Here is a 23,820-nt window from a genome sequence, read left to right as displayed (position 1 = left end):
CCTTCGGTCTTGCGTTTCCGACTCTATCAGACCCTTTCGGCGTCCGATTCCCCGTCAGATGGGGTTGTCTTTCCGGCTGTTGGGCCGTTCCGACGAGTGAGACTTTAGCGGACTCCCGCCCCCGACGCTAATCGGGTGCTGCGCCCTTTCGAACGCAGATTCCTCATTTCGCGAATACGCACGCCAATAACACGACGACAGTCAGACCGACTGTTAGTCGACTAGTGGTTGGTACTTGCGGAATGGCTGTCCGGGGACCGACCGGAGTCGGCGCTCACGTCGGACAACTCGGAGAACACTACGTACCGGACCTGGGTGTGTCAACTCGCGGTCGGACCGGGGCCCTGAGGCGTACTCTGGGCCCATGACTACGCGTACGTGCACCCAGCTCTGGTGGGCCGCCTGACGGCGGCCGTGCGCACGTATGCACTCAACGGCCGCCGCCTCGGCGGCCGTTCTCGTTTCTCCCTCCAGAGCTCCTGAGGGTCGGCCGCCGGGACGGCGGTCTCGATCAGGAGGTGGAGTGGAAATGACTCGGGTCTTCAGCGGGATCAAGCCGACCGGACACCTGACCCTGGGGAACTACCTGGGAGCCATGCGGCAGTGGGTCGACGTGGACCAGCACCGGTCGGACGCGTTGTTCTGCGTCGTCGACCTGCACGCGCTGACCGTGGACCACGATCCCGCGAGAGTACGGAGGCTCAGTCGGCAGGCGGCGACGTTGTTGCTGGCGGCGGGACTTGATCCACAGCTGTGCACCGTGTTCGTACAGAGTCATGTGGACGAGCACGCGCGGCTGTCGTACGTGCTGGAGTGCGTGGCGACCGACGGCGAGATGCGTCGGATGATCCAGTACAAGGAGAAGGCCGCGCGAGAGCGTGAGCGTGGTGGGAGTGTGCGGCTGTCGCTGCTCACCTATCCCGTGCTGATGGCGGCGGACATCCTGGCGTACGGGGCCGACGAGGTGCCGGTGGGGGACGACCAGACGCAGCATGTGGAGCTGACTCGGGATCTGGCGTTGCGGTTCAACCAGCGGTACGGGCACACGTTCGTGGTGCCGAAGGCGACCACACCACAGATCGCTGCTCGGGTGATGAACCTCCAGGACCCGACTTCGAAGATGGGGAAGTCGGACGACTTCGGGGCGGGGATCGTCTATCTGCTCGACGAGCCGGACGTGGTGCGCAAGAAGGTCATGCGGGCCGTGACCGACAGCGGGCAGGACGTCGTCTACGACCGGGAGGAGCGGCCGGGGATCGCCAACCTGCTGGAGATCCTCGCTGCCTGCACAGGTGGGAACCCCGAAGCCTTGAGCGGTGTATATGAGTCGTACGGGTCCTTGAAGAAGGACACCGCAGAGGCCGTGGTCGAGATCCTCAAGCCCGTACAGGAGAGGCACAAGGAGTTGTGCGCGGATCCGGGCTATGTGGAGGGGGTGCTGCGGGATGGTGCGGAGAAGGCTCGGGCCATGGCGCGGCCGACGGTGGATACGGCTTACCGGGCGATCGGACTGCTGGAACCCACGTCGGAACCGCTGACTGAGCCGGTGACTGAGTCGGCGACGACGCCGGCCACGGAACCGGTGCTGAACGCGGCCCGGTAGGCGCGTGGGCTGGTGGCGAGGCGCGATGCGAAGTGCTGGCGCATCGTGACCTCGCTGCCGAAGCCGGCGCGGCGGGCGACCTCGGGCATGGGGAGGTCGGTGCGTTCGAGGAGCTTCTGGGCTGCGGCGATGCGCTGGTCGAGGAGCCAGCGCAGTGGGGTCGTGCCGGTCTCCGCGGTGAAGTGACGGGCGAAGCTGCGCGGCGACATGCCCGCGTGGGTGGCCAGGTCGGCGACCGTGAGCGGTTCGTCGAGGTGGCGCAGGGCATGCTCGCGTACGGCGGCGAGGGTGTCGGCGTCTCGGTCCGTGCGCGGGGTGGGGTGCTCGATGAACTGTGCCTGGGTTCCGGTGCGGAAGGGGGCGGTGACCATCGACCGGGCGATGGTGGCCGCCGCCTCGGCACCGTGTGACCGGCGGACGAGGTGGAGGCAGAGGTCGATGCCGGCCGCGGTGCCGGCGGCGGTCCAGAGGTTGTCGTCCTCGATGAAGAGGGCGTCGGGAACGACGGTGACGTGGGGGTGGTGAGCACGCAGGAGGGCGACGAGGTTCCAGTGGGTGATCGCGCGGCGGCCGTCGAGGAGACCGGCCTGGGCGAGGGTGAAGGCGCCGCCGCAGAGGGCGGCGATGGTGGTGCCGCGGGCGTGGGCGCGGCGCAGGGCGTCGAGGACGGGGGTGGGTGCGGGAGTGACGTGGTCGTCGAGGCCGGGGACGACGATCAGGTCGGCACGGGAGAGCCAGCCGAGGGCGCGGTCGGGGAGGAGGGTGAGGCCGCCCCGCATGGGGACGGGGGTGCTGTCGGTGGCGACGCGGCGCAGGTCGAAGGCGGGGGCGCCGCGGTCTGTGCGGTCGGTACCCCAGACCTCGGTGATGACGGAGACGTCGAAGGCGCGGATGCCCGGGAAGGCGACCAGGGCCACGCGGTACGGGACAGGGGTACGGGTAGGGGCAGGGGCAGGATCCACAGCTGGCAGTAAACCATCGATCGCTGACTTCTGACCCTCTGGGGCCCGCGTGCCCTCGGCAGCAGGATCGAGGGCATGGAGATCTCAGAGAACGCGGCACTGGTGGTCGTGGACGTGCAGAAGGGCTTCGAGGAGGCCGACTTCTGGGGGCCTCGGAACAACCCGGGGGCCGATGACAACATCGCGCGGCTGATCGACGTATGGCAGTCGTCGGGGCGGCCGGTCGTGTTCGTGCGGCACGACTCGTCGAAGCCCGGGTCGCCGTTGCGGCTCGGGTACGAGGGGAACGAGCTGAAGGAGTACGTGGAGGGGAGGCGGGGGAAGGGGAGCGGGCCCGAGCTGTTCGTGACCAAGACCGTGAACTCGGCGTTCTTGGGGACGCCGGATCTGGGGGCTTGGTTGACGGAGGCGGGGATCTCGCAGTTCGTGCTGGTCGGGATCCAGACGAACATGTGCGTGGAGACGACGGCCCGGATGGGCGGGAATCTCGGGTACGACGTGGTGGTGCCGTACGACGCGACGTACACCTTCGACCTGGAGGGGCCGTTCGGCTGGCGGCGGACCGCGGACGAGGTGGGACAGGCGGCGGCGGTGTCGCTGCACGGGGGTGGCTTCGCGCGCGTGGTCACCACGAAGGAGGTGGTGGACGCGGCGGCGGGGTGAACGGGCCGCCGCCGAGCGGGCGTTGGCCCGGCGGGGCCGGCCCGGTGGGGGTCAGTCCTTCTTGCCGGAGGCCAGTTCGCGGCTGCGGTCGCGGGCGGCTTCGAGGGCGGCGATGAGGGCGGCTCGTACGCCGTGGTTCTCGAGTTCGCGGATGGCGTTGATGGTGGTGCCGGCGGGCGAGGTGACGTTCTCGCGGAGCTTGACCGGGTGTTCGCCGCTGTCGCGGAGCATCACCGCGGCGCCGATCGCGGACTGGACGATGAGGTCGTGGGCCTTGTCGCGGGGCAGGCCGAGCAGGATGCCGGCGTCGGTCATGGCCTCGACCAGGTAGAAGAAGTAGGCCGGGCCGGAGCCGGAGAGGGCGGTGCAGGCGTCCTGCTGGGACTCGGGGACGCGCAGGGTCTTGCCGACGGCGCCGAAGATCTCCTCGGCGTGCGCGAGGTGGGCCTCGGTGGCGTGGCTGCCGGCGGAGATGACGGACATGGCCTCGTCGACGAGGGCGGGGGTGTTCGTCATGACGCGGACGACGGGGGTGCCCGTAGCGAGGCGCTCCTCGAAGAAGGAGGTGGGGATGCCCGCGGCGCCGCTGATGATCAGGCGGTCGGCGGGGACGTGCGGGGCGAGTTCGTCGAGGAGATTGCCCATGTCCTGCGGCTTGACCGTGAGGATCAGGGTGTCGGCGGTCTTGGCGGCTTCCTGGTTGGTGACCGGGGTGACGCCGTGCCGGGCGCGCAGTTCCTCGGCGCGCTCCGGGCGGCGTGCGGTGACCAGGAGATCGGCCGGCGTCCAGCCGCCGCGGATCATTCCGCTGAGCAGGGCTTCGCCGATCTTGCCGGTGCCGAGGACTGCGACTGTCTGGGTCATGGGTTCATCCTCGCACCGGCGGTGTGTGGGGTGAGGCGGCTGTCCGGCTGGCGGAACGCCGTCATGCCGTGCGGCGCCTCAGGGTCGCCGCGCCCAGGGCCAGGACCACCAGGGCGCAGCCGGCCACGATGAGTGCGTCGCGGATGAAGGTGGCGGTCATGTCGGTGTGTTTGAGGACTTCGTTCATGCCGTCGACGGCGTAGGACATGGGCAGGACGTCGGAGACGGCCTCCAGGGCGGGGTGCATGTTGGAGCGGGGGGTGAACAGGCCGCAGAGGAGGAGTTGGGGGAAGATCACGGCCGGCATGAACTGGACGGCCTGGAACTCCGAGGACGCGAAGGCCGAGACGAAGAGGCCGAGGGCGGTGCCGAGCAGGGCGTCCAGGAGCGCGACCAGGAGCAGGAGCCAGGGGCTGCCAGTGACGTCGAGGCCCAGGAACCAGACGGCGAGGCCGGTGGCCAGGGCGGACTGGACGATGGCGAGGGCGCCGAAGGCCAGGGCGTAGCCGGCGATCAGGTCGGCCTTGCCCAGGGGCATGGCGAGGAGGCGTTCGAGGGTGCCGGAGGTGCGTTCGCGCAGGGTGGCGATGGAGGTGACCAGGAACATCGTGATCAGCGGGAAGATGCCGAGGAGCGAGGCGCCGATGTTGTCGAAGGTGCGCGGGCTGCCGTCGAAGACGTAGCGCAGCAGGAACAGCATCACGCACGGGATCAGGATCAGCATCGCGATGGTGCGCCGGTCGTGGCGGAGCTGGCGCAGGACGCGGGTCGCGGTGGCGAAGGTGCGGGAGGCGTTGAAGACGCCGGTGGGTGCGGGCTTCGGGGCCGCCGTGCCGGTGGGCGCGGGGGTCGTCGTACTCATCGGGTGTTCTCCTTCGCGCGGGTGTTGTCACGGGAGCCGCCAGCGGAACCCTCGCGGGCGGCGGCGGTCGCCTCGTCGACCAGGTGGAGGAAGGCCGCTTCGACGGTCTCGGCGCCGGTGCCGGCGCGCAGGGCCTCGGGGGTGTCGTCGGCGAGGATCTCGCCCGCGCGCATCAGCAGGAGGCGGTGGCAGCGCTCGGCCTCGTCCATGACGTGGGAGGAGATGAGGAGGGTGGCGCCGCGGTCGGCGGCGATGGCGTGGAAGAGGGTCCACAGGTCGCGGCGCAGGACGGGGTCGAGGCCGACGGTGGGTTCGTCCAGGACGAGGAGTTCGGGGGTGCCGAGGAGGGCGACCGCGAGGGAGACGCGGCTGCGCTGGCCGCCGGAGAGGTTGCCGGCGAGGGAGTCGGCGTGGCTGGTGAGGTCGACGTCGGCGAGGACGCGTTCGACGTCGTGGTGGCGTTCGGCGCCGGCGCGGCCGGGGTCGAGGATCGCGGCGAAGTAGTCGAGGTTCTGACGGATGCTCAGGTCGTCGTAGACGGAGGGGGCTTGGGTGACGTAGCCGATGCGGGTGCGCAGGGTGGGGTGGCCCGCGGGGCGGCCGAGGACGTCCAGGGTGCCGGTGACCTTGGCCTGGGTGCCGACGATCGAGCGCATGAGGGTCGACTTGCCGCAGCCGGAGGGGCCGAGCAGGCCGGTGATCTGGCCGCGCGGGACGGTGAAGTCGAGGCCGTGCAGGACGGTGCGGGGGCCGCGGACGACGTTGAGGTTCTCGGCGTGGACGGCGGGTTCACGTCCGGTGCCGGCTGTGCCGGGTGGCTCGGCAACGTAATTCATCATGTGATGAATAATGCTCTCGCGGGGCGGTGTCGTCAAGCGGGTGCATCCGACGGCGCAGGCGCGTGGCGGCGTGATCGGAAGGGGGTGTTCCGGTATCCGCGCTTCCGCGTTCACGGGTCGGCAACACGAACGGGGTGCGCAGCCAACTCCCTTTCCCGACAATGGATTTCAGTGCGAGATCATATGCCGCGCACGCAGGTTCGCCGTGCCCTCCCCCGGCTCGGCGCCCACGCATCTCCCGCTCGATCACCGGAGGTGCTCCCGTCATGCGCAAGCGCTGTGGCGTCGTACAGAAGGCCGATCTGTTCGCTTCCCTAGTCGTGTTCCTCGTCGCGCTGCCGCTGTGTGTGGGCGTGGCCATAGCCTCCGGAGTCCCGGCCGAGTTGGGGCTGGTCACCGGGATCGTCGGCGGGCTGGTCGCCGGGGCGCTGCCCGGCAGCAGCCTCCAGGTGAGCGGGCCCGCGGCGGGACTGACGGTGCTCGTGTACGAGGCCGTCGAGAGGTACGGCGTCGAGGCGCTCGGCGTGCTGGTGTTCGGCGCCGGTCTTGTGCAGTTGGGGCTCGGGGCGCTGCGGCTCGGGCGCTGGTTCCGGGCCGTGTCCATGGCCGTGGTGCAGGGGTTGCTCGCCGGCATCGGGCTGGTGCTGATCGCCGGTCAGGTCTACGCGCTGGGCGACGCGGCGGCGCCGGCCGGCGGGCTCGGCAAGCTCGCCGGGCTGGTGTCGCTGCCCGGGCGGGTGGATCCGGTGGCGTTGTCAGTGGGGGGTGCCACCCTTGCGGTATTGCTGCTGTGGCCGCGTTGGCGCAGGGGGGCGCGAGTGGTGCCTGCGCCGTTGGTCGCGGTGGCTGCGGTGTCGGCGGTGACCGGAGTTTTCGGCCTGGACGTGCGGCGGGTCGAGGTGCGGGGGCTGCTCGACGCGGTACGGATGCCCGAGCCGACGGACTTCGGGCGGCTGACGGAAGTGGGGGTGATCGGGACCGTCGTGGCGTTCGCGCTGATCGCGTCGGCGGAGTCGTTGTTCAGCGCGGCGGCCGTGGACCGGCTGCACCGGGGGCCGCGTACGGACTACGACCGGGAGCTGCTGGCGCAGGGCGCGGGGAACGCGGTGTGCGGGCTGCTGGGGGCGCTGCCGATGACGGCGGTGATCGTGCGGAGTGCGGCCAATGTTCAGGCGGGGGCGAGGACCAAGGCCTCGCGGTTGCTGCACGGGGTGTGGCTCTTGGTGTTCACGGTCTTCGTGCCGGGGGCGCTCGGGGTGATTCCGGTGGCGGCGCTGGCCGGGCTGCTCGTGCACGCCGGGTGCAAGCTCGTGCCGGTGCGGGAGGTGCGGGTGCTGTGGCGCGGGCATCGCGGGGAGGTGCTCGTGCTGGTGGTGACGGCGGGGGCGATCGTCGTCGGGAACCTGTTCGAGGGGGTGTTGGTGGGGCTGACGCTGGCGGTGGCCAAGACGGCCTGGGACGTCAGCCATGTACACATCGAGACGGAGGACCGGGGGGACGCCGGGATCGTCGTACGGGTGCTCGGGCACGCCACGTTCCTGCGGCTGCCGAAGCTGCTGGACGCACTCGACGCGCTGCCGGTGGACCGGGAGGTGCGGCTCGAACTGGGCGGGCTGCGGCACCTGGACCACGCCTGCGCGGCGGCCCTGGAGGGGTGGGCCGCCGCGCGGGGTCAGGAACCGGTGGCGACGAGCAGTTCGACGACGTAGATCTCCTCGACGACTCCGCCGGGGAAGACGGTGAGCAGCTGGTCGCGCTCCTCGGCGAGGAAGGCCTCGGTGCTCTCCTCGCCGGCCACCAGGAAGATCGAGTGGCTGCTGATGTTGGCGAGGTGGGTGTCGACGGGGACGTGCCGGCTCCAGCGCACGCGGCGGTGGGCGAAGTGGAGCCGGCCGGTGGGATCGGCGAGGGCGGAGTGCATGCCGCTGCCGTTGCGGTCGACGACGCGGTCGACGCCGAAGTGGCGCCGGATGCGTTCGGACTGCGCGTCGATCCAGGGGACGTCGAGGGCGCTGGTGTTCCACCACAGCGTCAGCGCTCCGCCCGGCCGCAGGACCCGCAGCGCCTCCGGGACCGAGCAGGCCGGCTCGGTCCAGTGCCAGGCCTGCGCGTAGGTGATGAAGTCGGCGCTGGCGTCGGCGAGGGGCAGCTGGTTGCCGTTGCCCCGCACGATCGGGATACCGGGGTTGGTGTGCCGGAACTGGGCCGCCATGCCCTCCCCGGGCTCCACCGCGACCACCTCGGCGCCCCGCCCGTGCAGCAGCGCGGTCGCGATCCCTGTCCCGGCACCCACGTCCACCACACGGGCGCCTTCGAGGGGGCGGCCGGCGAGCTCCTCGATCGCGTCGAAGAGGGCGGGCGGGTAGGAGGGGCGGTTCGCGGCGTACTGGGCCGCGGCGGCGTTGAAGGAGTGGGCGCGGGAGGCGTGGAAGGAGGCGGTCATACGGCCATGGTGGACCCGTTGGGTAAAGGGGAGCGTGAGTTTTGCCGGGGGAAGGAGCAGCCATGATCCCTCTGTGTCCGACGGTGGCCGCCGCCCCGGCTGCTTCCGGCGGCGCCCGCTACTTCCGGCGGCGCTTCTTCGACGGGTTGCCCGTGCGGCGGGTGGTGCGCTTCTCGTACTCCGTGCGGGCCGTCTCGTACTCCGTGCGGTGGAGTCGCTCGCCGGGGGCCTCGGTCAGGGAGCGGAAGAAGTACGCGGCGAGGGAGCCGACGAAACCGATGGCCAGGAGGCCGCGCAGGGAGGCCTGGCGCTCGGGGTCGGGGCGCGTGCCGAAGGACTCCCAGGTGTGCCGGAAGGCGAGCGCGCTACAGATGGCGAACATCGCGACGACCAGGACGGTGACGAAGGAGCCGGTGTCGGCGAGCTGGAGGCCCTGGTAGGCGAAGCGCAGGACGAGGCAGGAGGCGACCCCGGCGGCGAGGGAGCCGACGGCGGCGCCGACGCGCCGCAGGGCGTAGCCGTTGTCGTGGTCCACCCAGGTGGTGCCGAAGAAGCGGAGGGGTTCGGGGCGGGGCCCCGTGGGGGAGCCCGCCGTGTCCTGGGTGCCGTTTTCGTCGCTCACGGGACGATTATGGCGCCCGGGGCGGGGCGGGCTCCCGGCCGGGATCAGTCGCAGCGGTCGGCGACGTAGCCGTCGCTGCCGGTCAGGACGTAGGCGTCGGAGACGTACTCGCCGTTGCTGATGTTGTCCCAGATGTTGCTCGTGCCGTACGGGCCCGTCACCCGCGTGCCCGGCGTCTGGCAGTAGATCGGCACCTTGGCGCCCGCGGCCAGGACCCGGACGATGCTGTAGCTGGTGCCGGGGCCGCTGCGGACGTTGAGCCGGACACCCGGCGCGACCGAGTAGTAGCGGACGGTCGCGGCGGCCGTCAGAGCCTGGGCGCCCTCGACGCTCCCGGCCTCCTCCGTGCGGTCAATGGACATGAAAAACCTCCCCCGTTGGACCCCATGACTGCCATGAGGCCCCATTGATTCCCCTAAAACACGCCATGAAACACATGTACACAACTCGCACACGTACGCCAGCAAGCCGCCTCTGTCCCGAACGCCTCATCGACTAGGCTCCGAGCGTCGCGCGCGGACGAACAGCACGGGAGTGGTCCCAATGGCGCCACAGGGCAACACCGGAGCGGGCGCGGAAGCGGAACTTCCCGAGTACGCCGGTCACTACCGCCTGGAGTCATGCCTCGGCTCGGGCGGCATGGGGGTCGTGCACCTGGCGCGCAGCACCTCCGGGATGAAGCTCGCGGTGAAGGTGGTGCACGCCGACTTCGCCAAGGACCCCGAGTTCAGGGGCCGTTTCCGGCAGGAGGTGGCGGCCGCGCGGCGGGTGAGCGGTGCCTTCACCGCGTCCGTCGTGGACGCCGACCCGGAGGCCGAACGGCCCTGGATGGCCACGCTGTTCATCCCCGGTCCGACCCTCGCCGAGCAGGTGAAGCGGAACGGTCCGATGCCCCCTGCCGAGTTGCGCAGGCTGATGGCCGGACTGGCCGAGGCGCTACGGGACATCCACCGTGTCGGGGTGGTGCACCGCGACCTCAAGCCGAGCAACGTCCTGCTCGCCGAGGACGGGCCCAAGGTCATCGACTTCGGCATTTCTCGGCCAAAGGACAGCGAACTGCGCACCGAGACGGGCAAGTTGATCGGCACCCCGCCGTTCATGGCGCCCGAGCAGTTCCGGCGCCCGCGTGAAGTCGGCCCCGCCGCCGACGTCTTCGCGCTCGGCTCGGTACTGGTGCACGCGGCGACCGGGCGCGGTCCCTTCGACTCGGACAGTCCGTACGTCGTCGCCTACCAGGTCGTGCACGACGAGCCGGATCTGAGCGGCGTACCGGAGAATCTCGCGCCGCTCGTGCTGCGGTGTCTGGCCAAGGAGCCCGAAGACCGGCCCACGCCCGACGAGTTGATGCGGGAGCTGCGGTCGGTGGCGGCCTCCTACGACACGCAGGCTTTCATACCGTCGCAGCGGACGAAACGTGAACCCGCGCCCGAGGCGGACTCGGAGCCGGGACAGGAACAGCCGCCCGGAGGACGCCGGCGACGAAAGGCCCTCCTTACGGTGGGTGTCGTCGGCCTCGCCCTCGTCGTGTGCGGCGCGCTGGCCTCCGTACAGCTGCTCGGGAACCACGGCGCGACGGCCGAGGAGAGCACACCGTCCAAGTCGTCGGCGTCGGGGGCGACTTCGGCAGCCGGGTTCGGGGCGTGGGCCTCGGACGCGGCGGCCGGGAAGCCGGGGACGCCGCAATGCTCGTACGGAACCGCGCAGTTGATCTGTGCGCGGTCCGGTTCGGTCTTCGCCCTCGATCCCGACGACGGCACGCTGTTGTGGAAGCACTCCGTGGCCGCGTCGCAGCGGAGCGGGCCGCCCGTCCTGGCCGGCGGGCTCGTCCAGCCGCTGGTGGACCAGGGCCCGCGACTCGAAGCGCTCGACCCGGCCTCGGGCAAGCCGAGTTGGCAGCGGAAGATGCCCGCGCACACCTCCCTGCGTGCCGTCGGCGGAATGCTCCTGCTCACCCACGCCGACGGCACGGTCACCGGTGTGGACGGCGCGACCGGCGAGACCAGGTGGGAGCACCGGATCGCGGGCCAGAGCCGGCCGTACTTCGGCTCGTTCACCGGTGACCCGCTGGCGTACGCGACCGGCCCGTCCGCCGACGGGTCGAGCACCCGGGTCACCGCCGTCGACCCGGCCACCGGAGCCGTGCGCTGGGACGCGAGCCTCAAGGGGAACCTGGAGGCCGTCGGCACCCAGGACGGTTCCGTCTTCCTCCTGGCCACCGACCCGGTCTACGGCGACACGGACGCCGTTGTCCGGTACGACCCGGCGGACGGGTCCACGCGCCGGGTGGCCCTCCCCGTCGCGCGCCCCGACGCCCGGGCGAGCGTGCACGGGAACGTCGTCTATCTGCTGGCCGCCGACGGCGCGTTGGACGCCGTCGGCATGAAGGCGGGCAAACGGCTGTGGCACCTGGAGACCTCGGTGAGCCGGGGCTCGGAGCCGGTCGCCGACGACGCCCACGTCTATCTCGCCGCGGGCGACGGGCGGTTGCTCGCGGTCGACGCCCGCACGGGGCGGCTCGTCGGGCAGACCCCGGCACGCCCGGGCGCGAACTCGGGCCAGGTCGCCGCGACGGTCCCCCGGCCCGTCGTCGCCGGCACCCGCGTGTACGCCACCGCCCCCGACGGCACCGTCTTCGCGGTGAACTCCCGCAAACCGGCGGACTGGTAGCCCAAGAGGCGAACAGAGGGCACGCGAAAGGGGCCGCCCCGAAGGGACAGCCCCTTTCGAACAGAGAACCTCGGTCCGCTACGACACTCAGCCGAGCTTCGACACGTCCCGCACCGCGCCCCGGTCCGCGCTGGTCGCCATCGCCGCGTAGGCCCGCAGCGCCGCCGACACCTTGCGCTCGCGGTTCTTCGGGGCGTACACGCCACCCAACTCCTGCTCGCGCCGGGCGAGTTCGGAGTCGTCGACGAGGAGCTCGATCGAGCGGTTCGGGATGTCGATGCGGATGCGGTCGCCGTCCTCGACGAGCGCGATCGTGCCGCCGGAGGCCGCCTCGGGGGACGCGTGGCCGATCGACAGACCCGAAGTGCCGCCGGAGAAGCGGCCGTCGGTGATCAGCGCGCAGGTCTTGCCGAGGCCGCGGCCCTTGAGGAAGGAGGTCGGGTAGAGCATCTCCTGCATACCGGGGCCGCCCTTGGGACCCTCGTAGCGGATGACCACCACGTCGCCGTCCTTGATCTGCTTGTTCAGGATCTTCTCGACGGCCTCCTCCTGCGACTCGCAGACGACCGCCGGACCCTCGAAGGTCCAGATCGACTCGTCGACGCCGGCCGTCTTCACCACGCAGCCGTCGACGGCGAGGTTGCCCTTGAGGACCGCGAGGCCGCCGTCCTTGGAGTACGCGTGCTCGGCGCTGCGGATGCAGCCCTCGGCCGCGTCCTCGTCCAGCTCCTCCCAGCGCTCCGACTGCGAGAAGGCCTCCGCGCTGCGGACGCAGCCCGGGGCCGCGTGCCACAGCTCGATCGCCTCCGGGGAGGGCGAACCGCCGCGCACGTCCCACGTCTTGAGCCAGTCCGCGAGGGAGGGGCTGTGAACCGAGTGGACGTCCTCGTTCAGCAGGCCCGCGCGGTGCAGCTCGCCCAGCAGGGCGGGGATGCCGCCGGCGCGGTGCACGTCCTCCATGTAGTACGTGCGGCTCTTCGCGACGTTCGGGGCGACCTTCGCGAGGCACGGGACCCGGCGCGAGACCGCGTTGATCTCGTCCAGGCCGAAGGAGACGCCCGCCTCCTGCGCCGCGGCCAGCAGGTGCAGGATCGTGTTGGTGGAGCCGCCCATCGCGATGTCGAGCGCCATGGCGTTCTCGAAGGCCGCGAAGGTGGCGACGTTGCGCGGCAGGACCGTCTCGTCGTCCTGCTCGTAGTAGCGGCGGGTGATGTCCATCACCGTGCGGGCCGCGTCCTGGTACAGGCCCTTGCGGGCGGTGTGCGTGGCGAGCACCGAGCCGTTGCCCGGCAGCGACAGGCCGATCGCCTCGGTCAGGCAGTTCATCGAGTTGGCGGTGAACATGCCGGAACAGGAGCCGCAGGTCGGACAGGCGTTCTCCTCGATGCGGAGGACGTCCGCGTCGGACACGTTCTCGTTCGCCGCGTCGACCATCGCGTCGATCAGGTCGAGGGTGCGGACCGTGCCGTCCACGAGGGTCGCGCGGCCGGCCTCCATGGGGCCGCCGGAGACGAAGACCGTGGGGATGTTCAGGCGCAGGGCGGCCATGAGCATGCCCGGGGTGATCTTGTCGCAGTTGGAGATGCAGATCAGGGCGTCCGCGCAGTGCGCCTCGACCATGTACTCCACGCTGTCCGCGATCAGGTCGCGGGAGGGCAGGGAGTAGAGCATGCCGCCGTGGCCCATCGCGATGCCGTCGTCGACGGCGATCGTGTTGAACTCGCGCGGGATGCCGCCGGCGGCCGTGATGGCCTCGCTGACGATGCGGCCGACCGGCTGGAGGTGCGTGTGACCGGGGACGAACTCCGTGAACGAGTTGGCGACCGCGATGATCGGCTTGCGGCCGATGTCCGCGCCGGGTACACCGGAGGCGCGCATAAGGGCGCGTGCGCCCGCCATGTTGCGGCCGTGGGTGACTGTGCGGGACCTCAGCTCGGGCATCGTCGCTCGCTCCTTCAGAGACGGTCGTCAGAGACTTCAGAGACGGTCGTAAGAGACTTCTGACTGCATTCGAGCGTACGCCCGTCATCCAGGGGTCGGGACGCGGTGTCCGGAATGCGGGACAACTGTCTCGGGGTACGAGGGCTCAGGGCCCCGTCAGATGCCCCTGCACCACCGGCGCCACGCGGGCGATGACCTGCTCGACGTCTGCCGACGCCAGCGGCTCGACCTTGATCACGTACCGCAGCATCGCGATCCCCACCAGCTGCGCCCCCGCGAGTTCGGCCCGCAGCTCCGCGTCCGGCACCTCCAGCTGCGCCGCGACCCGGCCCAGCACCTGGGCGACGACAAGACGCCGGAAGACGGTGGCCGCGGCCTCGTTGTTGACGGCCGAGCGGACGATCGCCAGCAGGGGCGTACGGGTGACGGGGTTCTCCCAGACGCCGAAGATGAACCGGGTCAGGCGCTCGCCGACGTCCTCCAGCGGGCCGTCGGCCACCGCCTCCGGCGCGTTGGCCGCGGGCGCGAGGGCGACCGCGATGGCCGCCTCGAAGACCTGCTCCTTGGTGCCGAAGTAGTGGTGCACCAGCGCCGAGTCCACGTCGGCCGCCTTGGCGATGGCCCGCACGGACGTCTTGTCGTACCCGCGCGCGGAGAACTCCTCGCGGGCCGCGGCCAGGATGCGGTCGCGGGTGTCGGCGGACTCCGTACGCGGCCGCCGGCCACGGCGCCGGGAGGTGGCCTCGGTCACCGTCGGGGCACCTTCACCGCGGAGGCGAGGTGCAGGCGCGTGTAGGCCAGCGCCTCCGCGAGATCGGCCTCGCGTTCGGCGCTGGACATCGCGCGCCGGGTGTTGACCTCGATGACGACATGGCCGTCGAAGCCGGTCAGGGCGAGGCGCTCCAGCAGTTCGGCGCAGGGTTGCGAGCCGCGGCCCGGGACCAGGTGCTCGTCCTTGGCCGAGCCCTTGCCGTCCGCGAGGTGGACGTGGCCGAGGCGGTCGCCCATGCGGTCGACCATGTCCATCGCGTCGACGCGGGAGGTCGCGCTGTGGCTGAGGTCGATCGTGAAGTGCCGGTAGTCGTCCTTGGTGACGTCCCAGTCGGGGGCGTACGCCAGCATCTCGCGGTCGCGGTAGCGCCACGGGTACATGTTCTCGACGGCGAACCGCACATCCGTCTCGTCCGCCATGCGCCACATCCCGGTCACGAAGTCCCGCGCGTACTGGCGCTGCCAGCGGAACGGGGGGTGTACGACCACGGTGGTCGCGCCCAGTTTCTCCGCTGCCGCGCGGGCCCGCTGGAGCTTGATCCAGGGGTCGGTGGACCACACCCGCTGGGTGATGAGCAGGCAGGGGGCGTGCACCGCGAGGATCGGGACCTGGTGGTAGTCGCTGAGTCTGCGCAGTGCCTCGATGTCCTGGCTGACCGGGTCGGTCCACACCATGACCTCGACGCCGTCGTAGCCGAGGCGCGCGGCGATCTCGAAGGCGGTCGCTGTCGACTCCGGGTACACCGAGGCCGTTGACAGGGCGACCTTCGCATCCGGGATCCTCACGACTGGCTCCGCCATGGGGGACAGATTACGGGGTGCGGTTGGGTGGGGCGGGGCGCCTATTGGCCGTTGTGGGGTTCGCCATAGGCGGGTGCGGGTGCGTTGTGGCTTGTCGCGCCCACGCGGCGGAGCCGCACATCGACACAGCCCCGCGCCCCTCAGGGGCATGCAGCGAACGCACATCCACTCAGCCCCGTTCCTTCCACAAGGCCTCTAAACCGTACGCATCCCATCAAGTCGCCGCAGGATTACGCCTTCCCGCAGTGCCCACGGGCAGATCTCCACCGTCTCCACGCCGAACAGATCCATCGCTCCCTCGGCCACCAGGGCGCCGGCCAGGAGTTGGCTCGCTCGGCCCTCGGAGACTCCGGGGAGGTCGGCGCGTTGGGCGGTGGTCATGCCGGTGAGCTGGGGGACCCAGGCTTCGAGGGACTCGCGCTTGAGTTCGCGTTGGACGTACAAGCCTTCCGTGGAGCGGGCCGCGCCGGCGATCCGGGCCAGCTGACGGAAGGTCTTCGACGTGGCCACTACGTGGTCGGGGGCGCCGAAGCGGGTGAACTCGCCGACCGTGCGGGCGATCTGGGCCCGTACGTGGCGGCGCAGCGCCCTTATGGAGTCCGGGTCCGGCGGGTCGCCGGGGAGCCAGCCCGCGGTGAGGCGGCCGGCGCCCAGCGGGAGGGAGACGGCCGCGTCGGGCGCCTCGTCGATGCCGTAGGCGATCTCCAGGGAGCCGCCGCCGATGTCCAGGACGAGCAGCTTGCCCGCGGACCAGCCGAACCAGCGGCGGGCCGCGAGGAAGGTCAGCCGGGCCTCCTCCGCACCGGTGAGGACCTGGAGCTCGACACCGGTCTCGGCCTGCACGCGCGCGAGGACGTCGTCGGCGTTGCTGGCCTCGCGCACGGCGGAGGTGGCGAAGGGCAGCATTTCCTCGACGCCCTTGTCCTCGGCGGCCTGCACGGCCTCCCGGACGACCGAGATCAGCTTGTCCACTCCTTCGGGGTCGATCGCCCCGTCCTCGTCCAGGAGTTGGGCAAGGCGGAGCTCCGCCTTGTGCGAGTGCGCGGGCAGCGGTCGCGCGCCGGGGTGCGCATCCACGACCAGCAGATGCACCGTGTTCGATCCCACGTCGAGGACACCGAGTCTCATGTACAGAACGCTACTGCCAGCTGAACGGTCCTCCGTCCTCGATGCCGTCCTCCGCGCCTTACGCTGGTCTCGTGCCAAAGACGAAAAAGGCAAAGGCCGACAAGTCGACGGGAAAAATGTCGAAGGCGGCGAAGAAAGCGCTGGCCGCCGACGAGAAGGGGGTCGACTTCGCGCGCGCGTGGGTCGAGTTCCCCGACCCGGCGGACGACGAGCAGATCTTCCGGTGTGACCTGACCTGGCTGACCTCCCGCTGGAACTGCATCTTCGGCAGTGGCTGCCAGGGCATCCAGGCGGGCCGCGCGGACGACGGGTGCTGCACGCTGGGCGCCCACTTCTCCGACGAGGACGACGAGAAACGCGTCGCCGGCTTCGTGGAGCGGCTCACCCCGGACATCTGGCAGCACCACGACGTGGGCCGGGAGAGCGGCTGGGTCTCCGAGGACGAGGACGGCGAGCGCCAGACCCGTCCCTTCCAGGGCTCCTGCATCTTCCAGAACCGGCCCGGCTTCGCCGGCGGCGCGGGCTGCTCGCTGCACATCCTGGCGGTCAAGGAGGGCCTCGAACCGCTGGAGACCAAGCCGGACGTGTGCTGGCAGCTGCCGGTGCGGCGGACCTACGACTGGATCGACCGGCCCGACGACACGCGCGTGCTCCAGGTCTCCATCGGTGAGTACGACCGCCGGGGCTGGGGTCCGGGCGGCCACGACCTGCACTGGTGGTGCACGTCGGCGACCTCGGCGCACGGCGCGGGCGACCCGGTGTACGTGTCCTACCGGCCCGAGCTGACCGAGCTGATGGGCAAGGCCGGCTACGACCGCCTGGTCGAACTGTGCGAGCAGCGCCTGGCCTCGCAGCTGCCGTTGCTGGCACCGCACCCCGCGGACCCGGTGGACTGAGCAAGCTGAGCGGACCGAGCTGACCGAGGCGACAGGGCCTGGCGGACGCCAGGTGTCCGACCAGGTCCTACGACGTCACGACGTCGACGGGCTCGGGTCGCCGCCGTCACCGGGCGGGGGCGAGGTGCCGCCCGGGTCGGACGGGGCCGTGTCCGTGGGCGTCGGACTCGGGTCGGGCGACGAGGACGGCGGGTCGCTCGGGCTGGGGTCCGAGGTCTCCGTCGGGGTCGGGTCGGGGTCGTGGGACGAGGGCGGCGGATCGCTGGGCCCGCCCGGGTCGGTACCGGGATCGGACGGGCTGGGCGCGGTGCCGTAGCCGTCGATGGAGACGACGGCGCCGGCCGGTGAGATCGCCACCCGTGCGCTCCAGTGGCCGGACGGCTCGCGCAGATGGTCGACGTACACCTTGATCGTCAACGACTCGCCCGGTGCGAGCGTTCCCGAGGACTGGCTGAGGTAGAGCCAGGAGGCGCTCGTGGTGGCGGACCAGCGCACGGGGGCCGAGCCGGTCGCGGTAAGGGTGACGAGCGTGGTGTCGCCGCTGTTGCCGGCCGAGACGTCGAGGTGTCCGGCGCCCTTGCGGCCGGCGCCGGTGACGCTGATGACCTCCACCGACACGTCGGGTCTGTCGCCCTTGCCGAAGCGGGGTCCCGGCCTGGTGCTGGCGTTGCCGGCGTTCTCGTAGCCGGTGCCGGCCGCCTCGCCGTCGAGCAGCCCAGGGCCGTGTGCCTCGCTGGCGGTGGCGTTGTGCCCGTCGGGGCCCTCGCCGACCGGATCGCCCCGGTAGGCGGCCCACAGAGCCAGCACGGGGGCGGCCACGACGGTGGCGACGACGGTCGTGGTGACGGCTCGCGCGCGCAGGCGGTCGCGGCGGGCGGCACGGTCCTTGGGGTCCATCGGGAAGCCGCGCCGGTCGAAGCGGGGTGCGGCGGCGCCACGCGCGCGTGGGTGATGCGCCAGCGCCACGTGCAGGGCCGCGCGGGGCGCCTCCAGGACGGCGAGTTCGGCGGGGGCGACGGTCGTGCCGGGCCACGGGCCGGGGACCGCGCGCTCGGCGCTGCGGCGGCAGTGCGGGCAGTCGTCGACGTGCCGGACGAGTTCCTTGCGCAGGGCGGTCGAGAGGACGAGCTGGTGGTCGCCGGTGAGCCGGGCGACGCTCGGGCAGTTGCCGGTCTCGACGACGGCGAGGGCCGCGCGGGTGCGCTCGACCTCGCAGGCGGCGGAGGCGAGCAGTTCGCGGGCGGCGGCGAGGTCCAGGCCGAGGACGGCGGCGACCTCGTGGGCGGCGAGGTGGTGGCGCACGGCGAGTTCGAGCGCCTCGCGCTGCTCCGGGGTGGTGCCGGCGGCCTCCGGCCAGGCGAGCAGGGCGAGTTCACGCCGCCGCTCCTCCTGGACCTCGATGGCGATCAACGGGACGGCGGTCTCCCGGTGACCCTCGTGCCGGCCCGCCGCGTGGGTGCCCTGACGTTTCTGCTTGGCCTCGGCCAGCTTGCGCAGACAGGCCCAGCGGGCCAGCGCGTACAGCCAGGCCCGGCGGTCGCCGTCCGCTTCCGGACCGCGGCGCCGCTCGGCGAGCGCGAGGACGTCGCCGAGCGCCGCGGTGGCCGTGTCGTGGTCGCACAGGACGGACAGACAGTAGGTGAACAGCCCGTCCAGATACGGCTCGTAGCGCGCGGGCGGCCGCTGCGCCAGCGTGCGCGCCGCGGCACGGTCACGCGCCTCCCGACGCGCCCGGTGCGCGCCGGTGGTGCGGGGCGAGGTCTCCGGACTGCTGCTCATCATCCGTGGACCGTAGGCGGCCCGCGAGGGCCCCTTCCGGCACCTTGAGCACTTTTAATCCGTACGGGTGAAACGATCCCTCAATCGGGTACAGGAACCCCGAATTCCGTGGCCTGTTCCTGACAGGAGGTGGCCGAATCCCGGGGGCGCGCACCGCGCGCCGGCCCGCCCGGACCGGTCGGCGGCCGCGATGTCGTCCCGGCGTCCGGCGGCGATGTCAGTGGCCTCGACTACGGTTCCGTCCATGGCTGCCCGTACGAAGACCACCAAGGACCGTCCGTCCTACCGCTGCACCGAGTGCGGCTGGCAGACGGCCAAGTGGCTCGGCCGCTGCTCCGAGTGCCAGGCGTGGGGGACGATCGAGGAGTACGGCACGCCCGCCGTCCGTACGACGGCACCGGGCCGCGTCACCACCTCCGCGCTGCCCATCGGCCAGGTCGACGGCCGCCAGGCCACCGCCCGCTCGACCGGTGTGCCCGAGCTGGACCGGGTGCTCGGCGGCGGTCTGGTCCCCGGCGCGGTCGTCCTCGTCGCGGGCGAACCCGGCGTAGGGAAGTCGACCCTGCTGCTCGACGTCGCGGCCAAGGCGTCGAGCGACGAGCACCGCACCCTCTATGTCACCGGCGAGGAGTCGGCGAGCCAGGTCCGGCTGCGGGCCGACCGCATCAAGGCCATCGCCGACCACCTCTATCTCGCCGCCGAGACCGATCTGGCCACCATCCTCGGTCACTTGGACGCGGTGAAGCCCTCGCTGCTGATCCTGGACTCGGTGCAGACGGTGGCCTCCCCGGAGATCGACGGCGCCCCCGGCGGCATGGCCCAGGTCCGCGAGGTGGCCGGCGCCCTGATCCGCGCCTCCAAGGAGCGCGGCATGTCCACCCTCCTCGTCGGTCACGTCACCAAGGACGGCGCGATCGCCGGCCCCCGCCTCCTGGAACACCTCGTGGACGTGGTGCTCTCCTTCGAGGGCGACCGCCACGCGCGCCTGCGTCTCGTACGGGGCGTCAAGAACCGCTACGGCACGACGGACGAGGTCGGCTGCTTCGAGCTGCACGACGAGGGCATCACGGGCCTGGCCGACCCCAGCGGCCTGTTCCTCACCCGCCGCGCGGAGCCCGTTCCCGGCACCTGTCTGACCGTCACCCTGGAAGGCCGCCGCCCCCTGGTGGCCGAGGTCCAGGCGCTCACGGTCGACTCCCAGATCCCCTCCCCCAGGCGCACCACCTCGGGCCTGGAGACCTCCCGCGTCTCGATGATGCTCGCCGTCCTGGAGCAGCGCGGCCGGATCAGCGCCCTCGGCAAGCGTGACATCTACTCCGCGACGGTCGGCGGAGTAAAACTCTCGGAACCGGCCGCGGATCTGGCGATCGCGCTCGCCCTGGCCTCCGCGGCGAGCGACACCCCCCTGCCGAAGAACCTCGTCGCGATCGGCGAAGTCGGCCTCGCGGGCGAGGTCAGACGGGTCACGGGCGTGCAGCGCAGGCTCTCCGAAGCACACCGCCTGGGCTTCACCCACGCCCTCGTCCCGGGCGACCCGGGCAAGATCCCCAGCGGCATGAAGGTGCTGGAAGTCGCGGACATAGGGGACGCTCTGAGGGTCCTTCCGAGCTCCCGTAGGAGAGAGGCCCCACGGGACGCGGAGGACCGCCGGTAGACTTTGCCCTGGTCTCGCCCGTCCGTACGAACGTGAAGTGCGAACGGCGGTGCCCCAGCAACCTGCGACCGGAGGAGTGCAGTGGCAGCCAACGACCGGGCAGCAGCTCCCGGGAAGCCCGGTGGGAGTTCCGGTGCCGATGGCCTGATGCGCGCCTCCCTGAGCGCCGTGGCACCCGGCACGGCGATGCGCGACGGCCTGGAGCGGGTGCTCCGCGGCAACACCGGCGGACTCATCGTGCTCGGCTTCGACCGGACGGTCGAGGCGATGTGCTCGGGCGGATTCGTCCTGGACGTCGAGTTCACGGCCACCCGTCTGCGTGAGCTGTGCAAGCTCGACGGCGGCATCGTGATCTCCTCGGACCAGTCGAAGATCCTGCGCGCGGGCGTGCAGTTCGTGCCCGACGCGACGATCCCGACCGAGGAGACGGGCACCCGGCACCGCACGGCCGACCGCGTCTCCAAACAGGTCGGCTTCCCCGTGGTCTCCGTCTCCCAGTCCATGCGCCTGATCGCCCTCTACGTCGACGGCCAGCGCCGCGTCCTGGAGGACTCGGCCGCGATCCTCTCCCGCGCCAACCAGGCCCTGGCGACCCTGGAGCGCTACAAGCTCCGCCTGGACGAGGTCGCGGGCACGCTCTCCGCCCTGGAGATCGAGGACCTGGTGACGGTCCGGGACGTCTCCGCCGTGGCCCAGCGCCTGGAGATGGTCCGCCGTATCGCCACCGAGATCGCCGAGTACGTCGTCGAACTGGGCACGGACGGCCGTCTGCTGGCCCTCCAGCTCGACGAACTGATCGCGGGCGTGGAGCCCGAACGCGAGCTGGTGGTCCGCGACTACGTCCCCGAGCCGACGGCCAAGCGCTCCCGCACGGTGGACGAGGCGCTCTACGAGCTGGACGCCCTCACCCACGCGGAGCTCCTCGAACTCCCCACGGTGGCCCGGGCGTTGGGCTACACCGGCTCCCCCGAAGCCCTCGACTCGGCGGTCTCCCCGCGCGGTTTCCGCCTCCTGGCCAAGGTCCCGCGGCTCCCCGGAGCCATCATCGACCGCCTGGTCGAGCACTTCGGCGGGCTGCAGAAGCTCCTCGCCGCGAGCGTGGACGACCTTCAGACGGTGGACGGCGTGGGCGAGGCCAGGGCCCGCAGTGTCCGCGAGGGCCTCTCCCGCCTGGCGGAGTCGTCGATCCTGGAGCGCTACGTCTGACGCCGGAGCGCCAGGTCTGACGCGGGAACGCCACGTCCGACCGACCGCCCGGCGACCGCCGGTCGCGGTCAGTCGTTGTCGAGCACGAACGAGGTCTGCAGCTTGGCGTACCCCGCCGCCTGGACCTCCACCAGATACGTGCCGGCCCCCGCGGACCCGGCCGGCGGCGTGGCGCACTCGGGCGCGCTCGGCTTGCGGTCCCACTTCACCGTGTAGGTGACGCTGCTCCCAGCGGGCACGCGGTACAGCAAACTGCCCGACGTCTTGGGGCAGTCGGCGGAGGACCAGTACGCGGTCCCGCCCTTGAGGATGGTCACGACCGCGCTCTTGGGTCCCAGGTCGACCTTGCAGTCGCTGCCGGCGGAGCTCTTCGCGGTGAGCAGCAACGAGGGCGTGTCGTCGGGCCCGTAGTTGTTGTGGAGGCTGCGCAGGCTCAACGTCACGTTGCTCGCGGTGCAGTTGGGCAAGGTGGAGTCGACGGGCACGGTGTCACCCGTACCGACACCACCACCTGAGCCACTGCCGCCGTCCGAGCCGGAAGCCGACCCCGTGTCACCCGAACTGCCGCCGGAGTCACCGCCGTTCGAGTCGCCGGAACCCCCGCCGGTGTCGCCGCTCGCACCGCCGTCGGCGCTGCCGCCGCTCGACTCGTCGCGCCCGCCCGGGGCTTCACTGATCGCGGGCCCCGAACCGGACGGCCCCGCGGAGATCGTGGGCGCGGGAGTCTTGCCGTTGGCCCCGTCGTCGTCCTTCTTGCCGCCCCCGCCGTCTGAGGTCACGATCCACGTGACCAGCAGCGCCAACAGGACGAGTACGGACAGCAGTACGGCCCTCCGACGCCAGTAGATGGTGGAGGGAAGCGGCCCGACCGGATTGCGCATAGATCCCACGGCGCAAACTGTACGAGAGATCGGAACGTTCCCTCGCCCCACCCGCCGCCAGTACCTCAACTTTTCCGGATCATCATCCCGGCACCCCCACACACGCGAGCACGCCGACGCACCGCCACGCCCCCGACCCACCCACCGGCACACAGCGCAACGGCGGTCCAACGACCGCGCACCATGGCAGGATCGGAAGCGCCATGACTGCGCCCACGAAACCCCCACACGACAGCCCCGCCGCCGGCTCCTCCTCCGACTCCCCCGTCGGAGAGACCGCCGGCGACCTCCACGCCCCCGTGATCGACTGGTTCGAGGAGCACGCCCGGGACCTCCCGTGGCGCCGCCCCGAAGCCGGTCCCTGGGGCGTGATGGTCAGCGAGTTCATGCTCCAGCAGACGCCCGTCAACCGCGTCCTGCCCGTCTACGAACAGTGGCTGGCCCGCTGGCCCCGCCCCGCCGACCTCGCCGCGGACGCCCCCGGCGAGGCGGTCCGCGCCTGGGGCCGGCTCGGCTACCCCCGCCGCGCCCTGCGTCTGCACGGCGCCGCGGTCGCGATAACGGAACGGCACGACGGCGACGTACCCACCGATCACGCCCAGCTGCTCGCCCTGCCCGGCATCGGCGAGTACACGGCGGCGGCGGTGGCGTCCTTCGCCTACGGACAGCGGCACGCGGTGCTGGACACCAATGTGCGCAGGGTCTTCGCGCGCGCGGTCACCGGCGTCCAGTACCCGCCCAACGCCACCACGGCGGCCGAACGCAGGCTGGCCCGCGCCCTGTTGCCCGACGACGAGCACACGGCGTCCCGCTGGGCCGCGGCGTCCATGGAGCTGGGCGCGCTGATCTGCACCGCGAAGAACGAGACCTGTCAGCGCTGTCCGATCGCCGCGCAGTGCGCGTGGCGGCTGGCGGGCAAGCCCGCGCACGAGGGTCCGCCGCGCCGCGGACAGACGTACGCGGGCACGGACCGCCAGGTGCGCGGCAGGCTGCTGGCCGTTCTGCGCGAGGCCCACGCGCCCGTGCCGCAGTCGGCGCTGGACCGGATGTGGCACGAGCCGGTGCAGCGGGCGAGGGCACTGGACGGACTCGTGTCGGACGGTCTGGTGGAACCTCTCCCAGGTGGTCTGTATCGACTCCCGTTGACGTGACGACGGCCGCGACAGCCGATGTCACGACAGACGTAACGTCCTCACCCCGCCCGCAAATCCCCCCACACCCTCACTAATCACCGCACC

General features: G+C 71.5%; 21 protein-coding genes. 8 read left to right on the top strand and 13 right to left on the bottom strand.

Features of this window, described 5'->3' with window-relative positions:
- Window positions 1–529: 529 nt before the first annotated feature.
- Window positions 530–1,603: a tryptophan--tRNA ligase gene (gene trpS / locus ACWD5F_RS43610; protein ID WP_451261679.1), complete on the top strand. Its 1,074-nt coding sequence runs from the start codon at window positions 530–532 to the stop codon at window positions 1,601–1,603.
- Here trpS and ACWD5F_RS43605 read toward each other — a convergent pair.
- Complete coding sequence (locus ACWD5F_RS43605; RefSeq protein ID WP_451261678.1) at window positions 1,495–2,520, bottom strand: GlxA family transcriptional regulator; 1,026 nt, start codon at window positions 2,518–2,520, stop codon at window positions 1,495–1,497. The genes trpS and ACWD5F_RS43605 overlap by 109 nt on opposite strands.
- A gap of 120 nt (window positions 2,521–2,640) precedes the next feature.
- On the opposite strand from ACWD5F_RS43605, the gene ACWD5F_RS43600 reads away from it, so the two are divergent.
- Window positions 2,641–3,228, top strand: coding sequence for a cysteine hydrolase family protein (locus ACWD5F_RS43600; protein WP_451261677.1), 588 nt, complete (start codon window positions 2,641–2,643; stop codon window positions 3,226–3,228).
- Window positions 3,229–3,279: 51 nt separating this feature from the next.
- Here ACWD5F_RS43600 and proC read toward each other — a convergent pair whose 3' ends face one another.
- The 3 genes from proC to ACWD5F_RS43585 form a co-directional block, all read right to left on the bottom strand.
- Window positions 3,280–4,092 (bottom strand): pyrroline-5-carboxylate reductase, encoded by an 813-nt coding sequence (gene proC / locus ACWD5F_RS43595; protein ID WP_451261676.1) that lies wholly within the window; start codon window positions 4,090–4,092, stop codon window positions 3,280–3,282.
- A gap of 61 nt (window positions 4,093–4,153) precedes the next feature.
- Entirely contained in the window at window positions 4,154–4,954 is an 801-nt protein-coding gene (locus ACWD5F_RS43590) for an ABC transporter permease (RefSeq protein ID WP_451261675.1), read from the bottom strand.
- On the bottom strand, window positions 4,951–5,793 hold the full coding sequence (locus tag ACWD5F_RS43585) for an ABC transporter ATP-binding protein (RefSeq protein WP_451261674.1): 843 nt from the start codon (window positions 5,791–5,793) through the stop codon (window positions 4,951–4,953). Before ACWD5F_RS43585 ends, ACWD5F_RS43590 begins: the two co-directional genes overlap by 4 nt.
- A 266-nt stretch (window positions 5,794–6,059) precedes the next feature.
- Here ACWD5F_RS43585 and ACWD5F_RS43580 point away from each other — a divergent pair, with 266 nt between their 5' ends.
- Window positions 6,060–7,502, top strand: a complete 1,443-nt coding sequence (locus ACWD5F_RS43580; protein ID WP_451261673.1) for a SulP family inorganic anion transporter — start codon at window positions 6,060–6,062, stop codon at window positions 7,500–7,502.
- Here ACWD5F_RS43580 and ACWD5F_RS43575 read toward each other — a convergent pair.
- The 3 genes from ACWD5F_RS43575 to ACWD5F_RS43565 all read right to left on the bottom strand — a co-directional run bounded on the left by ACWD5F_RS43575 (window position 7,466) and on the right by ACWD5F_RS43565 (window position 9,220).
- Complete coding sequence (locus tag ACWD5F_RS43575) at window positions 7,466–8,236, bottom strand: class I SAM-dependent methyltransferase (RefSeq protein ID WP_451261672.1); 771 nt, start codon at window positions 8,234–8,236, stop codon at window positions 7,466–7,468. The two genes, ACWD5F_RS43580 and ACWD5F_RS43575, sit on opposite strands and share 37 nt — an antisense overlap.
- Window positions 8,237–8,354: 118 nt before the next feature.
- On the bottom strand, window positions 8,355–8,858 hold the full coding sequence (locus ACWD5F_RS43570) for an EamA/RhaT family transporter (protein WP_451261671.1): 504 nt from the start codon (window positions 8,856–8,858) through the stop codon (window positions 8,355–8,357).
- 44 nt (window positions 8,859–8,902) lie between these two features.
- Window positions 8,903–9,220 (bottom strand): SH3 domain-containing protein, encoded by a 318-nt coding sequence (locus tag ACWD5F_RS43565; RefSeq protein ID WP_451261670.1) that lies wholly within the window; start codon window positions 9,218–9,220, stop codon window positions 8,903–8,905.
- Window positions 9,221–9,401: 181 nt separating this feature from the next.
- Between ACWD5F_RS43565 and ACWD5F_RS43560 the strand changes: the two genes are divergently transcribed.
- The gene (locus ACWD5F_RS43560) at window positions 9,402–11,525 is read left to right on the top strand and encodes a serine/threonine-protein kinase (protein ID WP_451261669.1); all 2,124 of its coding nucleotides are present in this window, start codon (window positions 9,402–9,404) and stop codon (window positions 11,523–11,525) included.
- A gap of 87 nt (window positions 11,526–11,612) precedes the next feature.
- Here ACWD5F_RS43560 and ilvD read toward each other — a convergent pair whose 3' ends face one another.
- From ilvD to ACWD5F_RS43540, 4 genes are all read right to left on the bottom strand, one after another.
- The gene (ilvD, locus tag ACWD5F_RS43555; protein WP_451261668.1) at window positions 11,613–13,466 is read right to left on the bottom strand and encodes a dihydroxy-acid dehydratase; all 1,854 of its coding nucleotides are present in this window, start codon (window positions 13,464–13,466) and stop codon (window positions 11,613–11,615) included.
- A gap of 145 nt (window positions 13,467–13,611) precedes the next feature.
- Window positions 13,612–14,217 (bottom strand): TetR/AcrR family transcriptional regulator, encoded by a 606-nt coding sequence (locus ACWD5F_RS43550; protein ID WP_451261667.1) that lies wholly within the window; start codon window positions 14,215–14,217, stop codon window positions 13,612–13,614.
- The gene (locus ACWD5F_RS43545) at window positions 14,214–15,038 is read right to left on the bottom strand and encodes a sugar phosphate isomerase/epimerase family protein (protein WP_401718596.1); all 825 of its coding nucleotides are present in this window, start codon (window positions 15,036–15,038) and stop codon (window positions 14,214–14,216) included. Before ACWD5F_RS43545 ends, ACWD5F_RS43550 begins: the two co-directional genes overlap by 4 nt.
- Window positions 15,039–15,233: 195 nt before the next feature.
- The gene (locus ACWD5F_RS43540; RefSeq protein ID WP_451261666.1) at window positions 15,234–16,166 is read right to left on the bottom strand and encodes a Ppx/GppA phosphatase family protein; all 933 of its coding nucleotides are present in this window, start codon (window positions 16,164–16,166) and stop codon (window positions 15,234–15,236) included.
- Window positions 16,167–16,237: 71 nt separating this feature from the next.
- Here ACWD5F_RS43540 and ACWD5F_RS43535 point away from each other — a divergent pair, with 71 nt between their 5' ends.
- Entirely contained in the window at window positions 16,238–17,062 is an 825-nt protein-coding gene (locus tag ACWD5F_RS43535; protein WP_123998569.1) for a hypothetical protein, read from the top strand.
- A 75-nt stretch (window positions 17,063–17,137) separates the two neighbouring features.
- Here ACWD5F_RS43535 and ACWD5F_RS43530 read toward each other — a convergent pair whose 3' ends face one another.
- Window positions 17,138–18,844 carry a BACON domain-containing protein gene (locus ACWD5F_RS43530; protein ID WP_451261665.1) on the bottom strand — a complete coding sequence of 569 codons (1,707 nt, stop codon included), beginning with the start codon at window positions 18,842–18,844 and terminating at the stop codon, window positions 17,138–17,140.
- 241 nt (window positions 18,845–19,085) lie between these two features.
- Here ACWD5F_RS43530 and radA point away from each other — a divergent pair, with 241 nt between their 5' ends.
- A complete protein-coding gene (gene radA, locus ACWD5F_RS43525) occupies window positions 19,086–20,495 on the top strand; it encodes a DNA repair protein RadA (RefSeq protein ID WP_451261664.1) in 1,410 nt (469 codons plus the stop codon).
- 81 nt (window positions 20,496–20,576) lie between these two features.
- The gene (disA, locus tag ACWD5F_RS43520) at window positions 20,577–21,701 is read left to right on the top strand and encodes a DNA integrity scanning diadenylate cyclase DisA (RefSeq protein WP_123998572.1); all 1,125 of its coding nucleotides are present in this window, start codon (window positions 20,577–20,579) and stop codon (window positions 21,699–21,701) included.
- 68 nt (window positions 21,702–21,769) lie between these two features.
- On the opposite strand, the gene ACWD5F_RS43515 is transcribed toward disA, so the two are convergent.
- The gene (locus tag ACWD5F_RS43515; protein ID WP_451261663.1) at window positions 21,770–22,591 is read right to left on the bottom strand and encodes a hypothetical protein; all 822 of its coding nucleotides are present in this window, start codon (window positions 22,589–22,591) and stop codon (window positions 21,770–21,772) included.
- Between the two features lie 194 nt (window positions 22,592–22,785).
- Here ACWD5F_RS43515 and ACWD5F_RS43510 point away from each other — a divergent pair, with 194 nt between their 5' ends.
- Window positions 22,786–23,733 carry an HhH-GPD family protein gene (locus tag ACWD5F_RS43510; RefSeq protein WP_401718610.1) on the top strand — a complete coding sequence of 316 codons (948 nt, stop codon included), beginning with the start codon at window positions 22,786–22,788 and terminating at the stop codon, window positions 23,731–23,733.
- Window positions 23,734–23,820 lie beyond the last annotated feature (87 nt).

It is taken from the genome of Streptomyces sp. NPDC002499, assembly GCF_053595415.1.
This window is presented reverse-complemented; position numbering and strand designations above follow the sequence as displayed.